Annotated in this window: 15 protein-coding genes; 5 read left to right on the forward strand and 10 right to left on the reverse strand. The window is 52.9% G+C overall.

Annotated elements, in window-relative coordinates; translation table 11 throughout:
* Positions 1-32: 32 nt before the first annotated feature.
* The 3 genes from RB298_RS27810 to RB298_RS27820 all read right to left on the reverse strand — a co-directional run bounded on the left by RB298_RS27810 (position 33) and on the right by RB298_RS27820 (position 3,728).
* Positions 33-2,003 (reverse strand): PTS fructose transporter subunit IIABC, encoded by a 1,971-nt coding sequence (locus RB298_RS27810; RefSeq protein ID WP_486049599.1) that lies wholly within the window; start codon positions 2,001-2,003, stop codon positions 33-35.
* 64 nt (positions 2,004-2,067) lie between these two features.
* Complete coding sequence (pfkB, locus tag RB298_RS27815; RefSeq protein ID WP_486049629.1) at positions 2,068-2,979, reverse strand: 1-phosphofructokinase; 912 nt, start codon at positions 2,977-2,979, stop codon at positions 2,068-2,070.
* Positions 2,979-3,728: a DeoR/GlpR family DNA-binding transcription regulator gene (locus RB298_RS27820; RefSeq protein WP_096776392.1), complete on the reverse strand. Its 750-nt coding sequence runs from the start codon at positions 3,726-3,728 to the stop codon at positions 2,979-2,981. The genes pfkB and RB298_RS27820 overlap by 1 nt, the downstream gene beginning before the upstream one ends.
* Positions 3,729-3,997: 269 nt before the next feature.
* Between RB298_RS27820 and RB298_RS27825 the strand changes: the two genes are divergently transcribed.
* On the forward strand, positions 3,998-4,909 hold the full coding sequence (locus RB298_RS27825; RefSeq protein WP_486049601.1) for a J domain-containing protein: 912 nt from the start codon (positions 3,998-4,000) through the stop codon (positions 4,907-4,909).
* A gap of 78 nt (positions 4,910-4,987) precedes the next feature.
* On the opposite strand, the gene RB298_RS27830 is transcribed toward RB298_RS27825, so the two are convergent.
* Complete coding sequence (locus RB298_RS27830; RefSeq protein ID WP_486049603.1) at positions 4,988-5,845, reverse strand: hypothetical protein; 858 nt, start codon at positions 5,843-5,845, stop codon at positions 4,988-4,990.
* 174 nt (positions 5,846-6,019) lie between these two features.
* Here RB298_RS27830 and RB298_RS27835 point away from each other — a divergent pair, with 174 nt between their 5' ends.
* A complete protein-coding gene (locus tag RB298_RS27835; protein WP_015737093.1) occupies positions 6,020-6,877 on the forward strand; it encodes a DegV family protein in 858 nt (285 codons plus the stop codon).
* A gap of 237 nt (positions 6,878-7,114) precedes the next feature.
* A complete protein-coding gene (locus RB298_RS27840; protein WP_009595848.1) occupies positions 7,115-7,618 on the forward strand; it encodes a hypothetical protein in 504 nt (167 codons plus the stop codon).
* 96 nt (positions 7,619-7,714) lie between these two features.
* Here the strand turns inward: RB298_RS27840 and glpX are convergent, their stop codons facing one another.
* From glpX to RB298_RS27860, 4 genes are all read right to left on the reverse strand, one after another.
* Positions 7,715-8,692: a class II fructose-bisphosphatase gene (gene glpX / locus RB298_RS27845; RefSeq protein WP_009595806.1), complete on the reverse strand. Its 978-nt coding sequence runs from the start codon at positions 8,690-8,692 to the stop codon at positions 7,715-7,717.
* A gap of 41 nt (positions 8,693-8,733) precedes the next feature.
* Entirely contained in the window at positions 8,734-9,540 is an 807-nt protein-coding gene (locus RB298_RS27850) for a pyruvate, water dikinase regulatory protein (RefSeq protein ID WP_009595762.1), read from the reverse strand.
* A 13-nt stretch (positions 9,541-9,553) separates the two neighbouring features.
* Complete coding sequence (locus RB298_RS27855) at positions 9,554-10,216, reverse strand: helix-turn-helix transcriptional regulator (RefSeq protein ID WP_009595798.1); 663 nt, start codon at positions 10,214-10,216, stop codon at positions 9,554-9,556.
* 195 nt (positions 10,217-10,411) lie between these two features.
* Positions 10,412-10,585 (reverse strand): GapA-binding peptide SR1P, encoded by a 174-nt coding sequence (locus tag RB298_RS27860; protein ID WP_015737095.1) that lies wholly within the window; start codon positions 10,583-10,585, stop codon positions 10,412-10,414.
* Between the two features lie 329 nt (positions 10,586-10,914).
* On the opposite strand from RB298_RS27860, the gene RB298_RS27865 reads away from it, so the two are divergent.
* The gene (locus RB298_RS27865; RefSeq protein WP_486049607.1) at positions 10,915-11,898 is read left to right on the forward strand and encodes a cation diffusion facilitator family transporter; all 984 of its coding nucleotides are present in this window, start codon (positions 10,915-10,917) and stop codon (positions 11,896-11,898) included.
* A gap of 59 nt (positions 11,899-11,957) precedes the next feature.
* Here RB298_RS27865 and RB298_RS27870 read toward each other — a convergent pair whose 3' ends face one another.
* Positions 11,958-13,754 carry a S9 family peptidase gene (locus RB298_RS27870; protein WP_486049608.1) on the reverse strand — a complete coding sequence of 599 codons (1,797 nt, stop codon included), beginning with the start codon at positions 13,752-13,754 and terminating at the stop codon, positions 11,958-11,960.
* Between the two features lie 273 nt (positions 13,755-14,027).
* Between RB298_RS27870 and RB298_RS27875 the strand changes: the two genes are divergently transcribed.
* Positions 14,028-15,419 carry a SpoVR family protein gene (locus RB298_RS27875; RefSeq protein WP_096776397.1) on the forward strand — a complete coding sequence of 464 codons (1,392 nt, stop codon included), beginning with the start codon at positions 14,028-14,030 and terminating at the stop codon, positions 15,417-15,419.
* 127 nt (positions 15,420-15,546) lie between these two features.
* On the opposite strand, the gene RB298_RS27880 is transcribed toward RB298_RS27875, so the two are convergent.
* The gene (locus RB298_RS27880) at positions 15,547-16,608 is read right to left on the reverse strand and encodes a globin-coupled sensor protein (protein ID WP_192570769.1); all 1,062 of its coding nucleotides are present in this window, start codon (positions 16,606-16,608) and stop codon (positions 15,547-15,549) included.
* Positions 16,609-16,612 lie beyond the last annotated feature (4 nt).

Raw genomic sequence — 16,612 nt, forward strand, 5'->3', positions numbered from 1 at the left:
TAATGGCTCACCCTGAACCCGTGTAATTGAGTCTATTTTCGTTCAAGCGGCTTCTTCCAAACGCCAAGCAGCACACCCGAGATCGCCGAACCAATGAGAACCGAGAACAGGAACAGGAGCGCATGATTGGCAAGAGCAGCGACAAAGATTCCCCCGTGCGGGGCCGGAACGTTGATGCTCCACAGCTGCGTCAGCCCGCCTGCCACCGCGGAACCGAGTATACAGGATGTCAGTACGCGCAGCGGGTCGGCCGCGGCGAACGGGATCGCCCCCTCCGTTATGAAGGAAAGGCCCATCACATAGTTGGTCACGCCAGATTTGCGTTCCTGCTCCGTGAACTTATGCTTGAAGAACGTCGTGGCCAGAGCAATGGCCAGCGGAGGCACCATCCCGCCGGCCATGACCGCAGCCATCATGGCTCCGTTCGTGTTGCCGCTGGATGTGAATACGCCGATCGCAAATGCATACGCCGCTTTATTGAAGGGACCGCCCATATCAATCGACATCATCCCGCCCAGAATCAGACCGAGAATCACCGCGTTGCCGGTGCCCAAATTGTTAAGAATATCAATCAGGCCGAGATTGATCCAGCTAAAGAACGGATCGAACAAGTAGAACATGATCGTTCCGGTAAAAAGCAGGCCGACGACCGGGTACAACAGAATCGGCTTTAAGCCGTCAAGCGCTCGGGGCAGCCCCGCAAACGCTTTGCGCAGCAGGATAACCACGTAACCGGCCAAGAAACCTGCCGCAAGACCGCCAAGGAACCCCGAATTGGAATTGAGGGCCATCAGGCCTCCGACCATGCCGGGCATCAACGCCGGACGATCGCCTATGCTGAGCGCTATGAAGCCCGCCAGAACCGGAATCAGGAAGTGGAAGGCACCGTCTCCTCCGCCGATCGTTTGCAGCAGCTGGAAGAGCGGATGATCCTCGCCGGCGAGCTGCTCGATCAGGAAGGAGATGGCCAGAAGAATGCCCCCGCCCACGACAAACGGCAGCATGTGCGAAATACCATTCATCAGGTCCTTGTACACTTTCGTGCCTATGCTGCCCTTCTCCGCGTCCTTCGCCTTCGGCTCACCGCCGCCATCGCTGCGGTAGATCGGCGCCTCGCCGCCCATCGCCTTGCGGATCAGCTCCTCCGATTTGCGGATGCCGTCGCTGACAGGACGCTGGAGAACGGGTTTTCCGTTAAAGCGGGCCATCTCCACGTTTTTGTCGGCGGCAATGATGACGCCTGAGGCCCTGCGGATTTCCTCTTCCGTCAATACGTTCTGCGCGCCCTCCGAGCCGTTCGTCTCCACCCGGATTTCGACGCCCATCTCCTGGGCTTTCTTCTTAAGGGCGTCTTCGGCCATAAACGTATGGGCAATGCCGGTCGGGCAAGCCGTTACGGCAACCACAAACGGAGTCAAGGCCAAGGCAGAAACATCCCGTTGGTCAGCTTGGGCTGCAATGCCGGATTCCCGATGCTTGTTCTCCGCTTCCTTTTGTGCGGCTTCCCTTTTTTTGGCTGCTTCCCTCTCAGCCTTGGCGGCTTCTTCAACCGCCTGCTTGGAGTCGAATAAAGCCGTTACCTCCGCCGGCGTCTCCGCCTTCATCAACTGCGCGATGAATTCCGCATCGATCAACAGCCTCGATAACGCTGCAAGGGTACGAAGATGCGTATTCCCCGCTCCCTCGGGAGCGGCGATCATGAAAAAAACATGCGCCGCCTCACCGTCCAGCGCTTCGAAATCCACGCCCCCGCTGCTCTTGGCAAACACGACGGTCGGCTCGTTAACCGCTTTCGTCTTGGCGTGGGGCATCGCAATGCCGCCGCCGATCCCCGTACTGGATTCGGCTTCACGCTTCAGGATCATCTCTTTAAACAAAACCGGATCGTTGATCCGCCCGCTGGCGGACAGACTCCCGATCAGTTCATCGATGGCAGCCTCCTTCGTGACCGCCTTCAGATCCATGATCATCGTTTCTTGTATCATTAAATCCGTAATTCTCATGCTGATTCACACTCCCTTGAAATCTTCGTGGTGATAACCGCCCATTCCCGGTATGTGAAGCGGCTCACCACTCCGTGATCCTAACCAGAGGAAGCAGCTCATCAATCGCTTCCCTTGCCGCCAAGTCGTCCGAGAACGCCGTAGCGCTTCCAGAGGCGACCCCCGTCCGGAATGCCTCGATCGGGCCCTGGCCCTTCGCAAGCGTGCCGACGAATCCGGCAATCATCGAATCTCCGGCACCGACCGAATTGCGGACGGTACCCGGCGGAACATGGGCGTGATAGACCCGATCGGCCGTGATGAACAGCGCCCCTTCTCCGGCCATGGAAATCAGGACATGCTGAGCACCCTTCTCAAGCAGTTTCCGTCCGTACTCCACAAGCTGCTCCCTTGAGTCAATGACGACGCCGAACAACTCGGCCAACTCGTGGTGGTTCGGTTTCACAAGGAGCGGCTTATAGGCCAATGCCCTCATTAGAGCCTCACCGGTGGTATCCATGACGAATTCGGCGCCGCCCTTTCGGCACGCTTCGATCAGACGGCCATAAAAGTCCGAACCCAGCGAAGGCGGCACGCTGCCTGACAGCACAACGATATCGCCGGCTTCAAGCTGTGACAGCTTATGGAGCAGCTCTTTCGTTTCCTCTTCCCGGATATCGGGTCCCAAGCCGTTGATCTCGGTCTCTCCGCCATGCTTCAGCTTAACGTTGATGCGGGTATCGTCCGCGATGTTCACGAAATCCGTGCGGATTCCTTCCTTGCCGAGCATCTCGTCGATATAACGGCCGGTGAAACCGCCAAGAAAACCGATTGCCGTATTATCGGCTCCCAGCTGGTTCAGCACACGCGATACGTTAATTCCTTTCCCGCCCGGAAACTTCATGTCCCGGGTCATTCTGTTCAATCCGCCAAGCTCGATATGCTCAACTTCCACGATGTAATCAATGGAAGGATTCAGTGTAACCGTATATATCATCATGATCCCTCAATTATTTTGGTTTTCTGTGAAATGACCTTCTTCCATGATTCCGGCAAGGACTCCGTAATCAGCGTCGCTTCGCTCAGGTCCAGCAATTTGGCGAAGGAAACCTCTCCGATTTTGCTGGAATCCGCAAGGACGTAGCTGGAAGCGGACAGCTGGTGGGCCCGCCGCTTGATCAAGGCTTCTTCCGGATCGGGGGTGGTGTAGCCCATCTCCGCATCCACGCCGTTCGTGCCCAGAAAGCACCGGTCAAAACGGAAGTTGTCCATATTTTGCAGCGCGATGCTTCCGATGACGGCTTTGGTATGAATCTTCATCATGCCGCCCAGCAGATAGCTTTTGATCCGCTTGCTGACCAACGCTTCGATATGGGATAAACCGTTCGTGACAACCGTGACGTCTTTGGCGTCGATGAACGGAATCATGGCTAGCGTGGTCGTACCCGCATCCAGGTAAATGCTTTCTCCATCCTCAACCTGTGCAGCAGCCAACCGGGCAACCGCGTTTTTCTGTTGAATGTTTTTGAACGTTTTTTCCTCGATTCCAAGTTCTTGTATCTTTGGGCTCGGCAGAGCGGCTCCGCCATGAATACGCTTTAGCAATTGACGTTCTTCAAGGTCGATCAAATCTCGCCTTACCGTCGATTCCGAAGCTTCAAGGAGTTCTACCAATTCCTGCAGCTTCACGACACCGCGCTGTTGTAAGCGCTCTAATATGATTCGGTATCTTTCTTCCGTCAGCATAATGAATCCCCCTCTACAGTTTATAGTATCATATTCGTCTCAAAAAACAATCTAAAACGTTCAAAAACATTCACAATCATTCAGGAAATCGATGAATGATTTACCATCCTGGCAAGCTGCAAAATTGGATGGTTTCCTCTTATGGATGACCGTTTGCCCCATAGCAAGCCGAGAAGCGTCGAAACATCTCATAAACGTTTGTAACCTGCTGCCTCTACGCTATATACTGGTAACTAGGAAACTCTCACAGTATAGAAGAGGTGACATGAATGGACCAACTGAAAGAAGCCTATGAGCGGCTCGGTCTGCCGGAGGATGCAACCAAGGAACAGCTTGACGACCGGTATACGCTGCTCATGCGCCAAACCCGTTCGCATCAAAGGCGGGAGCCGGACCGGGCGGAAGAGATCGAAGCCGAGTTTGCCGAAATCACCAAAGCCTATAAATTCATCCTGGAAGAAGAGAACCGCAAAGCTTTGGAAGAGATGAATCAGAAACGGTACGGCAAATACAAGAGGTTTGCCGGGACGGCGGAGAAAACCGACCATTTCTTCCGTTATTATAAATTCCACGTGCTCGGCGGCATTGCCCTGGTAGGCGTTCTCATTTATATCGTGATCAGCATTTTCAACCATCAGGCAGAGAAGGAACGGCTGGCCAGCCTGCCCCCGGTTGACCTGGAAGTCATGTTCCTCGGTTCTTATATGAGCCAGGATGGCGGACAGGACCTTAAACCGATCGAAGACGCGATTTTGGCCCAATTTCCCGAATGGAAACGCGTAACCGTTAACATTAACTACGTGCCTCCCCTGGATTCCAACAATCCGCAGGATGCCGCCATGCTGCAAAAGGCACTGCTGGTGCTGTCCACCGAACGTCCCGACCTGTATATCATGGATCAAACCGCCTTTGATTGGATTGGCAATCAAGGCATGGTACGCCCGCTCGAAGCGGAAGTCGAAGGCGAGCTGAAGGAACTGCTTACCCCGGAAATGCTGGTGAAGGGTACAAATGAGGAAGACGGCGCGGAGCATGTGTATGCCGTGGATATTATGGGCAGCCCGCTTGGCGAAGAATTGCCCGTCCTGAAGAAAGAAATGTTTGCGGGGATTCGCGAAGGCACGGAACGCGATGCGAATGCACTGCGATTCATTAAGCAATACTTGGAGACGTCCAAGTAACGTCGGACCCCCTCGAATATCGATACAGCCCCTGCTGCTTGGCCTTATGGCCAAACGACAGGGGCTGTTTGCATGACATTATCGATTAACAATCGAGCTCAAGGATGTAAAAGCATGTGTAGCAAATCCTTCGGAAGGTTCGCGGTGAGGGTTATTTACGCGGAATATATAACCCTGTCCGTCAAACTCATCCACAATGTACATCTTCGTGAGGCCCTCGCCTTCGCCTATCATATACACGGATGCATCCTTCAAGACTTTGTGCCTTTCACTGCCCTCAGCTTCATGGACTTTGCCAACCTCCGCAAGCTCCTTCTCCGCCTCAAGCTTGAGTATGTCCGCGTTGTAATCCGAAGGCAGCCTCGTAATCTCGACGTAATAATCCTGGTCCACATTCATGGTCAGCCTGTTGGTTTTTGCATCGAAGGAAAAAATATCGAATATATACAGCGCGTAGCCGTCACCCTCGGCCAGTTTGGCTGTTTTGGTTTCTTTCATGCCCTCCAGCTCCAACTCGAAATCCTTGGTTTCCGGAAGCTGCGCGTTCTCGGAACTCGAGCCGCCGCCTTCGTCGTCCACCGTCAATTTGATGAGGATCAACTGCTTCAAATCTTCCTCGCCTTCAACCGGCTGTTCCCTGTACTCATAGGAGACGGACTCTTCTCCCTGAAGTTTGGATATGATCTGATCCATCCCCTCGCCCAGCCGGAATGCAGTCGGACCATCGGCCGTCTCGATTTCGATCGAATTGTTATCGATTTGACCTACGAAAGTACCGGTTCCTTGCTTAATCTCGTACTTGGGCTCCTCGACCGGATTCGGATCCGCCGGCGGCTGAGAAGTCGGGCCTTCGCCGCTGCATGCCGTCATTGCCATAAGCAGCATAGCTGCGGCAGATGCTGTGATTATTTTGCTCCAACGCTTTCGCTTTGCCATATAACCACCTCCATTATGATTAACGGGAATCCTGGGGTTAATGTTGCACAATTCCCGCTTTTTGGGCGATTCCTTCGCATTCGCGTTCAAAACGACAAGAGCATTTCCTTTTCTGATCAAACAAGGTATTCTAGTAGTAATACAGACTCAAATAGTTGATAAAGGGAGATGTTCATGCCTGGTAAAATTAGAATTTTTGCTGACAGCACCTGCGACTTACCACCTTCGTGGATAGACGAATATAATATCGGCATCGTTCCGCTCTACGTCGTATTCGGAGAACAATCCTTACGGGATGGAGTCGACATTACACCGGAACAGTTGTATGCCAAAGTCGATCAGATCGGCAGCCTGCCCAAAACAGCGGCACCTTCTCCGTCCGACTTCATTGCGGCCTTCTCGCCTTCGATTGAACAGGGTGAGGATATCCTGTTCCTCAGCATTTCGTCAGAGCTTTCTTCCACCTACCAAAATGCGTTGATAGCTGCAGGCGAGCTGCCCGAAGGGCGGGTTACCGTGTTTGATTCGCGCAATCTTTCCTCCGGCATCGGACTGCTTGTTATGAAGGCTGTTCACGCGGCCAATGAAGGCTCGTCCATACCGCAAATTGTGGAGCTATTAAGCCGTACCGTAAACGAAGTGGAGTGCGAATTCGTTGTCGATACGCTGGATTATTTGTATAAAGGCGGACGCTGCTCCGGCATGCAAAACATCATCGGCAGCCTGCTCAAAATCCGTCCGGTGATCAAAGTCGTGGACGGCGGCATGATCCCGGCTTACAAGGTACGCGGCAAAAAAGAAAAGGCGCTGGATCAAATGATTCAGAATGCACTGGCTCAAGTGGATAAGATGGACAATGATCTGATCGTTGTTGTACATACCATGGCCGAGGAGGAAGCCCGTTTCCTGCAGAAGGAACTGCAGGAAAAGACAGGCGCACGACAGGTCAGCATTTCTACGGCCGGCTGCGTCATTTGCAGCCACTGCGGTCCTCAAACCGTCGGACTGATGTATACCAAGAAGCCATCATAAAATTGTTTATATCCGAAGACAGTTCTGCTTTGTTGTTCTCTGCTGCAGGACTGTCTTTTCTGTCCTTCGTCTAAGCAGAACGTTTAGGAACTTATTAAACGAGCGGCCAATAGGTTACACATGTCCATCCTAGACTAAAGTCTAGGTGAAACATTCCCCGAAGGACCGAGGACACCCCATCCCTTGCATGGTATTCTTGGAATAATCAATCTATATAAGGAAAGGAACGAAGTTTGTATGACGAAACGTACAATCTTAGCACCTCTGCTCATCCTGCTTGGCGCATACTTGCTCTTGAACCAAGGCGGTACCGTAGGCGCCGGTTCTATCTTTGCCACGTTCTGGCCTACCCTGTTCGTGATCCCGTTAGGCCTGTTTTTTCATTGGATGTACTTCTCGCTGGTCGGACGTCAGGGAATCGGGCTATTGATACCGGGCGGCATTCTGCTCACAGCCGGTATTGTCAGCCAAATCGCTTCCTTGTTCGACTCGTGGGGGTCGATGTGGCCCGGCTTTATTCTTGCCGTTGCGGCCGGATTGTTCGAGTTCTACTGGTTCGGTTCGCGTAACAAGTGGCTGCTCATCCCGATTAACATTCTGACCGTCCTGTCGCTGCTGTTCTTCGTGGTATTCTCGATCGGACCCGTACTCAATTACCTCTCGGTCGTTCAGCCTGTCATCGCTGTGCTGCTTGTGCTTGGAGGAGCTTGGCTGATGCTCGGGCGTAAGAGGCACGGGTGAGCGCACGATTGCCAAACCGTTAACAACGCATAAAGGCACTCCGAAGGTCGACTAACCTTGGAGTGCCTTTTATTTAGCGGATGCCGCCCATATCCATCAAGAAGATGCAGCGGCGGCTAAGGTTTCATTGCTTTGGAACAGATGATGGACGCTGCGGATATAACGGACGGTTCTCGTGCCGGAGTACATCATGACCGAATGCGTTTCGGCCCGCTGACCCGGCATATATTTAACCCCGCGCAGGAAATCTCCGGCCGTCACGCCGGTGGCTACGAACAGCACGCCTTCCCGTCCCACCATATCCTCCATCGTCAGCAGCTGCTCGGGATGCTTCAATCCCATGCCCTGGCATCGGACGAAATCCTCCGGCGTCTCCGGTATGAGCCGTCCCTGGATTTCTCCGCCCAGGCATTTCAAGGCGGCTGCGGCCAGAACGCCTTCCGGTGCCCCTCCGGAGCCCACGTAGAGATCGACCTCACTGTCCGTGCAGGTCTCGATCGCTCCCATGACATCGCCGTGGCTCAGCAGCTTGATCCTTACCCCGGATTCTCGCAAAGCCCTGATCATCGTGCTGTGACGCTCGCGGTCGAGAATGGACACGGTCATCTCCGACAGCGGCTTGGATAAGATCTCCGATGCTTTTCGAAGGGTAACCTCAATCGGGTCATTCAAACTCAGCTTGCCCGCAAGCTCGGGGCCGACCGCAAGTTTATGCATATAAATATCGGGCGCGTGCAGCAGGGTTCCCCGTGGAGCCGCGGCAATCACGGACAACGCATTGTTCAGCCCGTTCGCCACCGTTTCCGTTCCTTCGAGCGGATCCACCGCCACGTCCATCTTCGGACCTTTGCGATTCCCTACGCGCTCTCCGATATACAGCATCGGCGCTTCATCCATCTCGCCTTCCCCTATGACCACGACTCCATCCATCGCTGCGGAATCAAAATGCTTGCGCATCGCTACCGTTGCGGCTTCATCAGCACTGTTCTTGTCACCTCTTCCTGTCCAGCGGGCGGATTGCAGCGCTGCTTCCTCCGTCACTCTTACAAGCTCCAATGCTAATGAACTCTCCATGATTGAATCCCTCCTTTTGCTATTTTCCTAACCGATGCTGCTTATTTCAGATAATTCATAATCAGTCCTGCGGATTCCTCAATCGCCTTATCCGTGACGTCGATGACGGGACACCCGAGCTCCTCGTACAGCGACAAGGCGTAATCCAGCTCCTCCTGGATCCGCTCCAGGGCTGCATACTGCACCTGATGCGGCAGTCCCATGACCTTTAAGCGCTCGCTGCGGATTTTGAGAAGATGCTCCGGCTCGATCGTAAGCCCGATGATCGTGCCGTTCGTGACCTCTCTGAGCTGGGAAGGCGGCGACATCTCCGGCACGATCGGGAAATTGACCGTTTTGTAGCCTTTATGTGCGAGAAACATCGACAGCGGCGTCTTCGAGATCCTGGATACGCCCAGCAGGATGATGTCCGCCTTCAAAATGGCGCTGACATCCTTGCCATCGTCATACTGGACGGCGAATTCCATCGCGTCCACCCGCCGGAAATAGCTGTCGTCCAAGCGGTGCAGCAGGCCCGGCAGCCGCTTGGGATAGTCGTTGAACGTGTCGGCAAAGGCCTGCATCATCGGCCCCATGATATCCACGGTGCGAATGTTGAGCCGGACGGCTTCTTCCCGCATGACCTCGCGAAGCTCCGGCTGAACGAGCGTATAAGCCACAAATCCTCCGCGCCTTGCCACCTCCTCCATCAATTCGGTCAATTCTTCCTCGTCGCGAACGTTCATATAACGTTTAACCTCTGTATTCGGAAGCTCGAATTGGCGCAGGGTGGCTTGAACAACCGCTTCAGCCGTCTCCCCGATGGAGTCCGAACAGATTGCTATGAAATGAGTTAATGCCTGATTCATCCGATTCCTCCCATTATTCCTCGGCTACCATGTCGAGCAGCATTTTGATAATATTCGTTTTTGTGATCCGGCCGACAACCTTCCAGTGCTCCCCCGGATTTCCCGTGGTGGATGGAACGACCACTGGCAGGCTATCGATTTGATGATTAATGATTTTTCGTGCGGCATCCAGCACCGTGTCTTCCGGCTGCACCGTTGTTACGTTGGCCCGGCGGGTCATGATCAGGCTTACCGGCATGGAGGAGGCCGTCGGGTTGCCAAGCGTTACCTTGAGCAGATCCTTACGGGACACGATACCGGCCAGATGGCCGTCGGCATCGGTAACGATCAGATTTCCCACGTTCTCCAGAAACAAGGATACAACGGCTTCGTGAATCGTCGTGGTCTCACGCACAATCACCGGAACGCCGTGCAGATCGCCAACCTTCATTTTGAGAAGGCGAAACTTTTCCTCCCGGTCGCGCGTTCCCCGCTTTCCCAGAAAGTACCCGACCTTGGGCTTGGCATCAATATAATCCAGAACCACAAGCTTGGATAAATCGGTGCGAAGGGTGGCACGGCTGACATTCAGCATCTCCGCAATCTGATCTCCTGTAATGGGTGCATGTTTTTTTACGATATCGACGATATCCTGCTGCCTTGTCGTCAGTTCGATAGTGATCCCTCCTGCGTGCATTTCCTCTACTTGCCGATATAATACGTCATATATAATATATATGCAACATATTTTCGTCTAAAAATGCATAATAAAGTATCAATAATTTTTGTTATACCCATCAAAAAAGGTTATAAATCCAAAAAAAAGCATGCTTTCAGGAAAATTCCTCCCTTAAGCATGCTCGTTATTCATTCCGCTAATCGCCACGATCATTCAGTTCTGAAAGTCCGTGCCCTTGCATTCCCCTTTTCCGCAAAATCCATAAATGATTTTCACTCCGTCGGTTGGAATCGTGTCCACCATCTCATCGCATCTGGAGCATATGATCAGGCCCCATTCCTCGTTCGCCTTGCCTTTGGCTGCCTCCGGACTTGTTAACGCTTTCATAACATTTCCTCCTCATGTTTATTCACTTTGCTGCAAGGCAGTTCCCGCTTGATTATCAAGGGGTTACAAACGATTCTCCACTTCATGCCAAAGACCGCTAACCAACCTCCTACGCTTCACCCATCCTTTATTTTCCACTATATTCTTAATGTATTGGGCAAGAAATAAAGATATGAGTAAATCATGTTTAATGTAACAAAAAACATGTTAAGTAATTTTTGTGTAATCTTATCTCATCTAAAAGAGAGGGATATCCTTAATTTGGCATGATATGATAATATATACTTCGGATTCCACTAAAAATCGACATTATAGACGGAGGGTTTGGATTGAATAACACATGGCAGCTCATTAAGATAGGAAATACCTCATCCGCCATTGCCGCACTGGGCAATACGGGATGGGCCATCATCAAGGGGATTGCCGCTTCCATCAGCGGCAGCGGGACGATGTTTGCCTCCGCCATGCATTCGGTGGCCGATGCCGTGAATCAGGGATTCGTATTCGTAGGCAGCGTCCTGGCCGAGCGGAAGCCGACCAAGAAGTTCCCCACGGGCTTTGGCAGGGTCATTAACCTGGTCTGCATGGTCGCGGTGATCGTGGTCACCATCATGGCCTATGAAACGATACTGAAGGGCTTCAAGCTGTTAAAACATCCGGAAGAAGCCACGAATTTCTGGCTCAATTTCATTGTGCTGGCCATTGCTGTTATCATTGACGGTTCCATCCTGGTTAAAGCCATGAAAGAAATTATGAAGGAAACCCGCGCCGAAGCATCGGGACTTTCCTTGCTGCCCGCCGCTTTCAAAAATGCCGGCCGCGCCGCCCCGCCGACACGGCTTGTGTTCTATGAAGATATTGTTGCAACGCTTGGCGCCCTCTTCGCGCTGATCGCCATCGTGTTCGCGCATTTCTTCAATTTCCTCATCCTGGACGGAATCGCCACGATCCTGATCGGCTGTCTGATGGTGGGCGTAGCCTTTAAGGTCGGATATGACAACATGGTCGGTTTAATCGGGGTGGCCGCTCCGAAGGACGTGGAAGAGAAGATCTCCGGAATCATTCTTGCCGATCCGGATGTTCGTGACATCAATCGTCTGCGTATTCTGCAGGAAGGCCGTAATTATCATGTGGAAGCCTACATCGAGCTGAAAAAAGGGATGACCCTGGCCGAGGCCGGGCAATCCAAAATGAGAATCAACGCCCTGTTGACCCAGGATCCGAACATCTCGGACGTGACCTTGGGCATACTGGAGGACGACGGAATCAAGCTCTGGAATCCAAGAGAGGATCTGGATCATCCGGGTCAATAAGGAAGAGGCATGCCTCAGGGTCCGTTTGGACCTCGGGCATGCCTCTTTTTATGCGATGCTTAATGATTGCGCTTCAGGAATTCGACCATCCGTGCATAAGCGATCTTTTCGTTGGCCTTCTTCGTAATCCCATGCCCCTCGTCTTCGAACACAAGATACTCCACGTCACGGCCCTTGGCTCTCAAGGCCTCGACGATTTGGTCGGACTCCTCTTTAACGACGCGCGGATCGTTGGCTCCCTGGATGATGAGCATCGGGTTCACCATATCATCCAGATACGTAATCGGCGAATCCTTGATGAAGCGTTCTTTATCCCGTTCCGGATCGCCTATCCAGCGCTCCATAATCGGTTTCCAGTGTTCCGGCACCGAATCGTAGAAGGTAAACAGGTTGCTGACCCCGACGATGTCGATGGCCGCCTTGAAATAATCCGGATTCCGGCCCGCCAGCAGCAGGGTCATATAACCGCCGTAGCTTCCGCCCATCACGAAGAGCTTCTCGCGGCTCGAAATCCCTTGCTCGAACAGCCAATCCATGCCTGCCAAGCAGTCCTTGCGCGGTCCCTCGCCCCAATCCTGCTCCACCAATTTCACGAAGGAGCTGCCGTAACCGGTGCTTCCCCGGAAGTTCGGGCAGAAGATGTGATACCCTTTGGCCAGGATATACTGGAACATGGAGCGGAACTGCTTGCGCTCCGAGGCTTGCGGGCCGCCATGCGGCCAAAACACCGTATAACCGTTGGCCACGTTGTCTTTGGCGCGGAACAGGAGAGCCTCGATCTCCATTCCGTCAAAAGATGGATACGTCACGACATCCGGCGTCACCAAGTCCTCATCGGTCAACCCTGTCAGCACGTTCTTTGTGATCGGGCTCCATGAGCCGCCTGCATAACGGTAAATGTTAAGCGGCTTCACCGCACCCCGGGCGAGCAGGTACAGATTGCCGGACTTCGTGACGTTCAGCTGCTCCACGATGTCCGATGGAAGAGGAATGGAGGTTAACTCACCGCTGTCGAGCGAATAGGCATACAGTCGATCCTCTACCCCTTTTTCCGTAACGATGTACAGGGTTCGTGAATCCTTATGGTAGCGCAAGAGCTGGATGCTCTCCCGGTCGATGCGGCACAGGGGTTCAAACTTCCGCTGCGGGATGTCGTAACGGGCCACGTAAGAAAATTCGGATTCATAGTCTGTTGCAAAAATGACCTGGTCATTGCCGACAAACAGCACATCCCCCGAAATATGCACCTGTTCAGGCGTAGGCGTCAAGCACAGCGGCTCTTCGCCCTCTCGCTTCACGTAACTAACATAGTAGGTGTTGGCATACATTTTCGTATACGCGATGGTTTTCTCGTCGGGGCTCACGGCACACATTTCGGTCGATGTCGCCTCGCCCTCATGCAGCAAATGATCCTCCTTGGTGTCCAGATGATACACGCGCGAATTCAGGAAGGTCGGATTCCCCTTCGACGTGACATAATACAGTCGCTTACCGTCCTCTGACAGATGCACGAAATAATGTTTCTCCTCCGCATCCGCCCCTTCGAACAAAGGCATCGGCTCGCCGCCGTTCCAGCGCAGCGCATGAAACTGATAATTCTCATTCCCGTCGCGGTCAAACGCCGTCAAGATATGCCGCCCTTCCGGGTCCAGCTTAATGAAGCTTGCGATCTGGTCATTGTATGTAAGCGGATAAGGGTAGGACGTCTCCCCTTCTAACTCCATGGCCCATAAATTGAACTTTCCGTTTAGACTGCTGCTGAGTACAAGCCGTGACTCGTCTGCACTGATTCCGAAGGTACGAATGCCATACGTTTGAAAAAATTGCTCCACATCGGGCTTAGGAAAATCGATCATTCATTTGCCTCCCTGACCTCATCTTATTATCCATCGGTTAATAAATGGGTAACTCTTCCAAACCGCTGGATTATTCCCATTATAACGTAAAGCATTCTGGGGGTCACCGTTACATAGTCGGGCAGGTTACTACGTCTGCAGACCGAGATGATGCACAAATTTTGACAGAGGCCTGTATATATTCCCGGCGCCCCCTCTTCTGCCCGCATATCTGCTGCAGGATTCCATATAAATGATAAGAACCATGTTTTTAATGACGAAGGGGGGATTCTCGTGCACCAAGACGAGATCGCGGAACTGGAACGTTCCATTGCGGAGATTACCGAGATCGCTACAGGCTTCGGCCTTGATTTTTACCCTATGCGATATGAGATCTGCCCGGCAGACATCATATACACCTTCGGCGCCTACGGCATGCCTACCCGGTTCAGCCACTGGAGCTTCGGTAAAACCTTCAATAAAATGAAGATGCAGTACGACTTCGGCCTAAGCAAAATCTACGAGCTCGTGATCAACTCCAATCCGTGTTATGCGTTTCTCCTGGACGGCAACTCCCTGATCCAGAATAAACTCATTGTCGCCCACGTCCTTGCACACTGCGATTTTTTCAAAAACAACGCCCGCTTCTCCGTCTCCAACCGCAATATGGTCGAGAGCATGTCCGCCACGGCGGAGCGCATCTCCCGCTATGAGATCGAACACGGCACGGAGGCGGTTGAGCAGTTCATCGACGCCGTGCTGGCGATTCAGGAGCATGTGGATCCCCATATCGTGAGGCCCGATAAACTCGATAAACAGCGCTACACGGCACGGCGGATGCAGGAGCAGAAGGAGGAAGCCAAGCGGCAGAAGCCTCCCGGCCGGTATGACGATTTATGGGAAATGGACGAAGACGGCGACAAACAAACCGATAAATCGCCGGCGGCGCCCAAGCGCTTCCCGCCCGAACCGGAAAAAGACATCATGTGGTTCATTCAGGAGCACTCCGACATTCTGGAGGATTGGCAGCGGGACATTATGAGCATGCTGCGCGAGGAGATGTTGTACTTCTGGCCGCAGATGGAAACCAAAATCATGAACGAGGGCTGGGCTTCGTATTGGCATCAGCGCATCCTGCGGGAAATGGACCTGACCAGTGAGGAAACGGTGGAGTTCGCCAAGCTCAACGCCTCGGTCGTGCAGCCGTCGCGCCACAGCCTGAATCCCTACTACCTCGGACTGAAAATCTTCGAGGATATCGAGCGCCGCTGGGATCGGGAGAAGATGTTTGATGTACGCGAATACGATTCCGATATTTCCTTCCTGCGCAACTATTTAACAAAGGAACTCGTGGAGGACCTGGACCTCTATGTCTTCGAGAAAAAAGGCCCGGAGTGGAAAATCACCGACAAGGCATGGGAGAACATCCGCGATCAGCTGGTCGTCTCCCGCGTAAACGGCGGCTCGCCGTTCCTCGTCGTGACCGACGGCGATCATCTCCGTTCCGGCGAGCTGATGATCAAGCATCTGTACGAGGGCATTGAGCTCGACCTGAAGTATATGGAGCGCACCATCCCTTATGTTTACCGGCTCTGGGGCAAACCCGTGCATCTGCACAGCATCATCGAAGGCAAACCGATTCTGTTCTCCTATGACGGCAAGAAGCTGCATCGACGGTTTATTTAACGGCGGTTGAAGCAGCAAAACAACGGTATAATCACAGCAGCACCCGCGATGAGTAGGATTGCTCCATTCGCGGGTGCTGCTGTTCGTTTACATATAGGCACATCAACCGTTCGCTTCTTGACCCCTGTTATACGCTGACCTTCTCGGATGAGGTTTCGATCTCGATATCGTGCTTCCGAATATCATATTCGTGTTGAAGCGATTCCAAATCATCGGCCAGCTTCTCCATCATTTTCACGAAGGCGGCCAATTCCTGCGAGCTTGCTGCCTGATTACGCGCGTTCATGGACGTTTTCTCCGATTCCTGCTCCACGAGCCCCAGCTTGCGAATAATGCCGCTGACCTTGTCCTGAATCTCATCCATCGCCTTCTTGGAGTTGGTGGCCAGCTTCCGCACTTCGCCGGCAACCACCTCGAAGCCTCTGCCTAACTCCCCGGCATGGGCAGCCTCGATCGCCGCGTTCAGGCCAAGCAGGTGGCTCTGATCCGAAATTTCCCGTATCAAACTTCCCATCTGCTCGATATGCAAAATTTCTTCGCCCAGCTCAGAAGTCAGCGTATGCGCCTTATCCTGCGCCTCCGCCGTTTTCATGGCGTTGTCGGCCATCAGCGCCGCACTCTGATCCAGTTCCACGATCATGGCCGTCAATTCTTGAACCGCGGTTGTAATCGCTTCCAACATTTTTTGCTGATCCGAAGCCAGGTTGCTGATTTTCTCTTTCTCTTTCATTTCGTAAGCTTCCAATACGAGCTGGGAATCCAGGTTAAACATTTTGCTCAGGGCATGCACCACTTGAATCCATTGATCCGGTACGAGCTTCTTCAGTAAATCGGCGGCAATATCCAAATAAACCATGTAGCTTCCAAGGTAATAGTCCGTGGTCAGGCCGATTCTGGAGTGAACTTGTCCGATCTTAATCCGTTCGGCAATATAAGCATCGTCCACTCTTCCTGAAGCAAGCGACATCCAATACACCCGCTGGGTCTCCTTAAGCCGTTCCACGGTCGAGGTGCGTCCGATAATCTGCATCAGCTGCGGCTGCGTTCCGATCTGCGCGTAAAACCGGTCCACGACCTCTTCAACCACCTTCGCAAATACCTCACGATGATTTGCGAGAAGCTCCAATCCTTGCTCGTCCAATCCGATATACTCCAACTGCTGGCGTCTTTTCGGGGAAACATCAATCATTTCG

The sequence above is a fragment of the Priestia sp. BR_2 genome (assembly GCF_041954005.1).
GTDB lineage: Bacteria > Bacillota > Bacilli > Paenibacillales > Paenibacillaceae > Paenibacillus_AQ > Paenibacillus_AQ lautus_A.

Bases quoted from the DNA above. Each gene is read 5' to 3' on its own strand.
- RB298_RS27810 (WP_486049599.1), bottom strand. From the start codon at position 2,003: ATGAGAATTACGGATTTAATGATACAAGAAACGATGATCATGGATCTG.
- pfkB (WP_486049629.1), bottom strand. From the start codon at position 2,979: ATGATATATACGGTTACACTGAATCCTTCCATTGATTACATCGTGGAA.
- RB298_RS27820 (WP_096776392.1), bottom strand. From the start codon at position 3,728: ATGCTGACGGAAGAAAGATACCGAATCATATTAGAGCGCTTACAACAG.
- RB298_RS27825 (WP_486049601.1), top strand. From the start codon at position 3,998: ATGGACCAACTGAAAGAAGCCTATGAGCGGCTCGGTCTGCCGGAGGAT.
- RB298_RS27830 (WP_486049603.1), bottom strand. From the start codon at position 5,845: ATGGCAAAGCGAAAGCGTTGGAGCAAAATAATCACAGCATCTGCCGCA.
- RB298_RS27835 (WP_015737093.1), top strand. From the start codon at position 6,020: ATGCCTGGTAAAATTAGAATTTTTGCTGACAGCACCTGCGACTTACCA.
- RB298_RS27840 (WP_009595848.1), top strand. From the start codon at position 7,115: ATGACGAAACGTACAATCTTAGCACCTCTGCTCATCCTGCTTGGCGCA.
- glpX (WP_009595806.1), bottom strand. From the start codon at position 8,692: ATGGAGAGTTCATTAGCATTGGAGCTTGTAAGAGTGACGGAGGAAGCA.
- RB298_RS27850 (WP_009595762.1), bottom strand. From the start codon at position 9,540: ATGAATCAGGCATTAACTCATTTCATAGCAATCTGTTCGGACTCCATC.
- RB298_RS27855 (WP_009595798.1), bottom strand. From the start codon at position 10,216: ATGCACGCAGGAGGGATCACTATCGAACTGACGACAAGGCAGCAGGAT.
- RB298_RS27860 (WP_015737095.1), bottom strand. From the start codon at position 10,585: ATGAAAGCGTTAACAAGTCCGGAGGCAGCCAAAGGCAAGGCGAACGAG.
- RB298_RS27870 (WP_486049608.1), bottom strand. From the start codon at position 13,754: ATGATCGATTTTCCTAAGCCCGATGTGGAGCAATTTTTTCAAACGTAT.
- RB298_RS27880 (WP_192570769.1), bottom strand. From the start codon at position 16,608: ATGATTGATGTTTCCCCGAAAAGACGCCAGCAGTTGGAGTATATCGGA.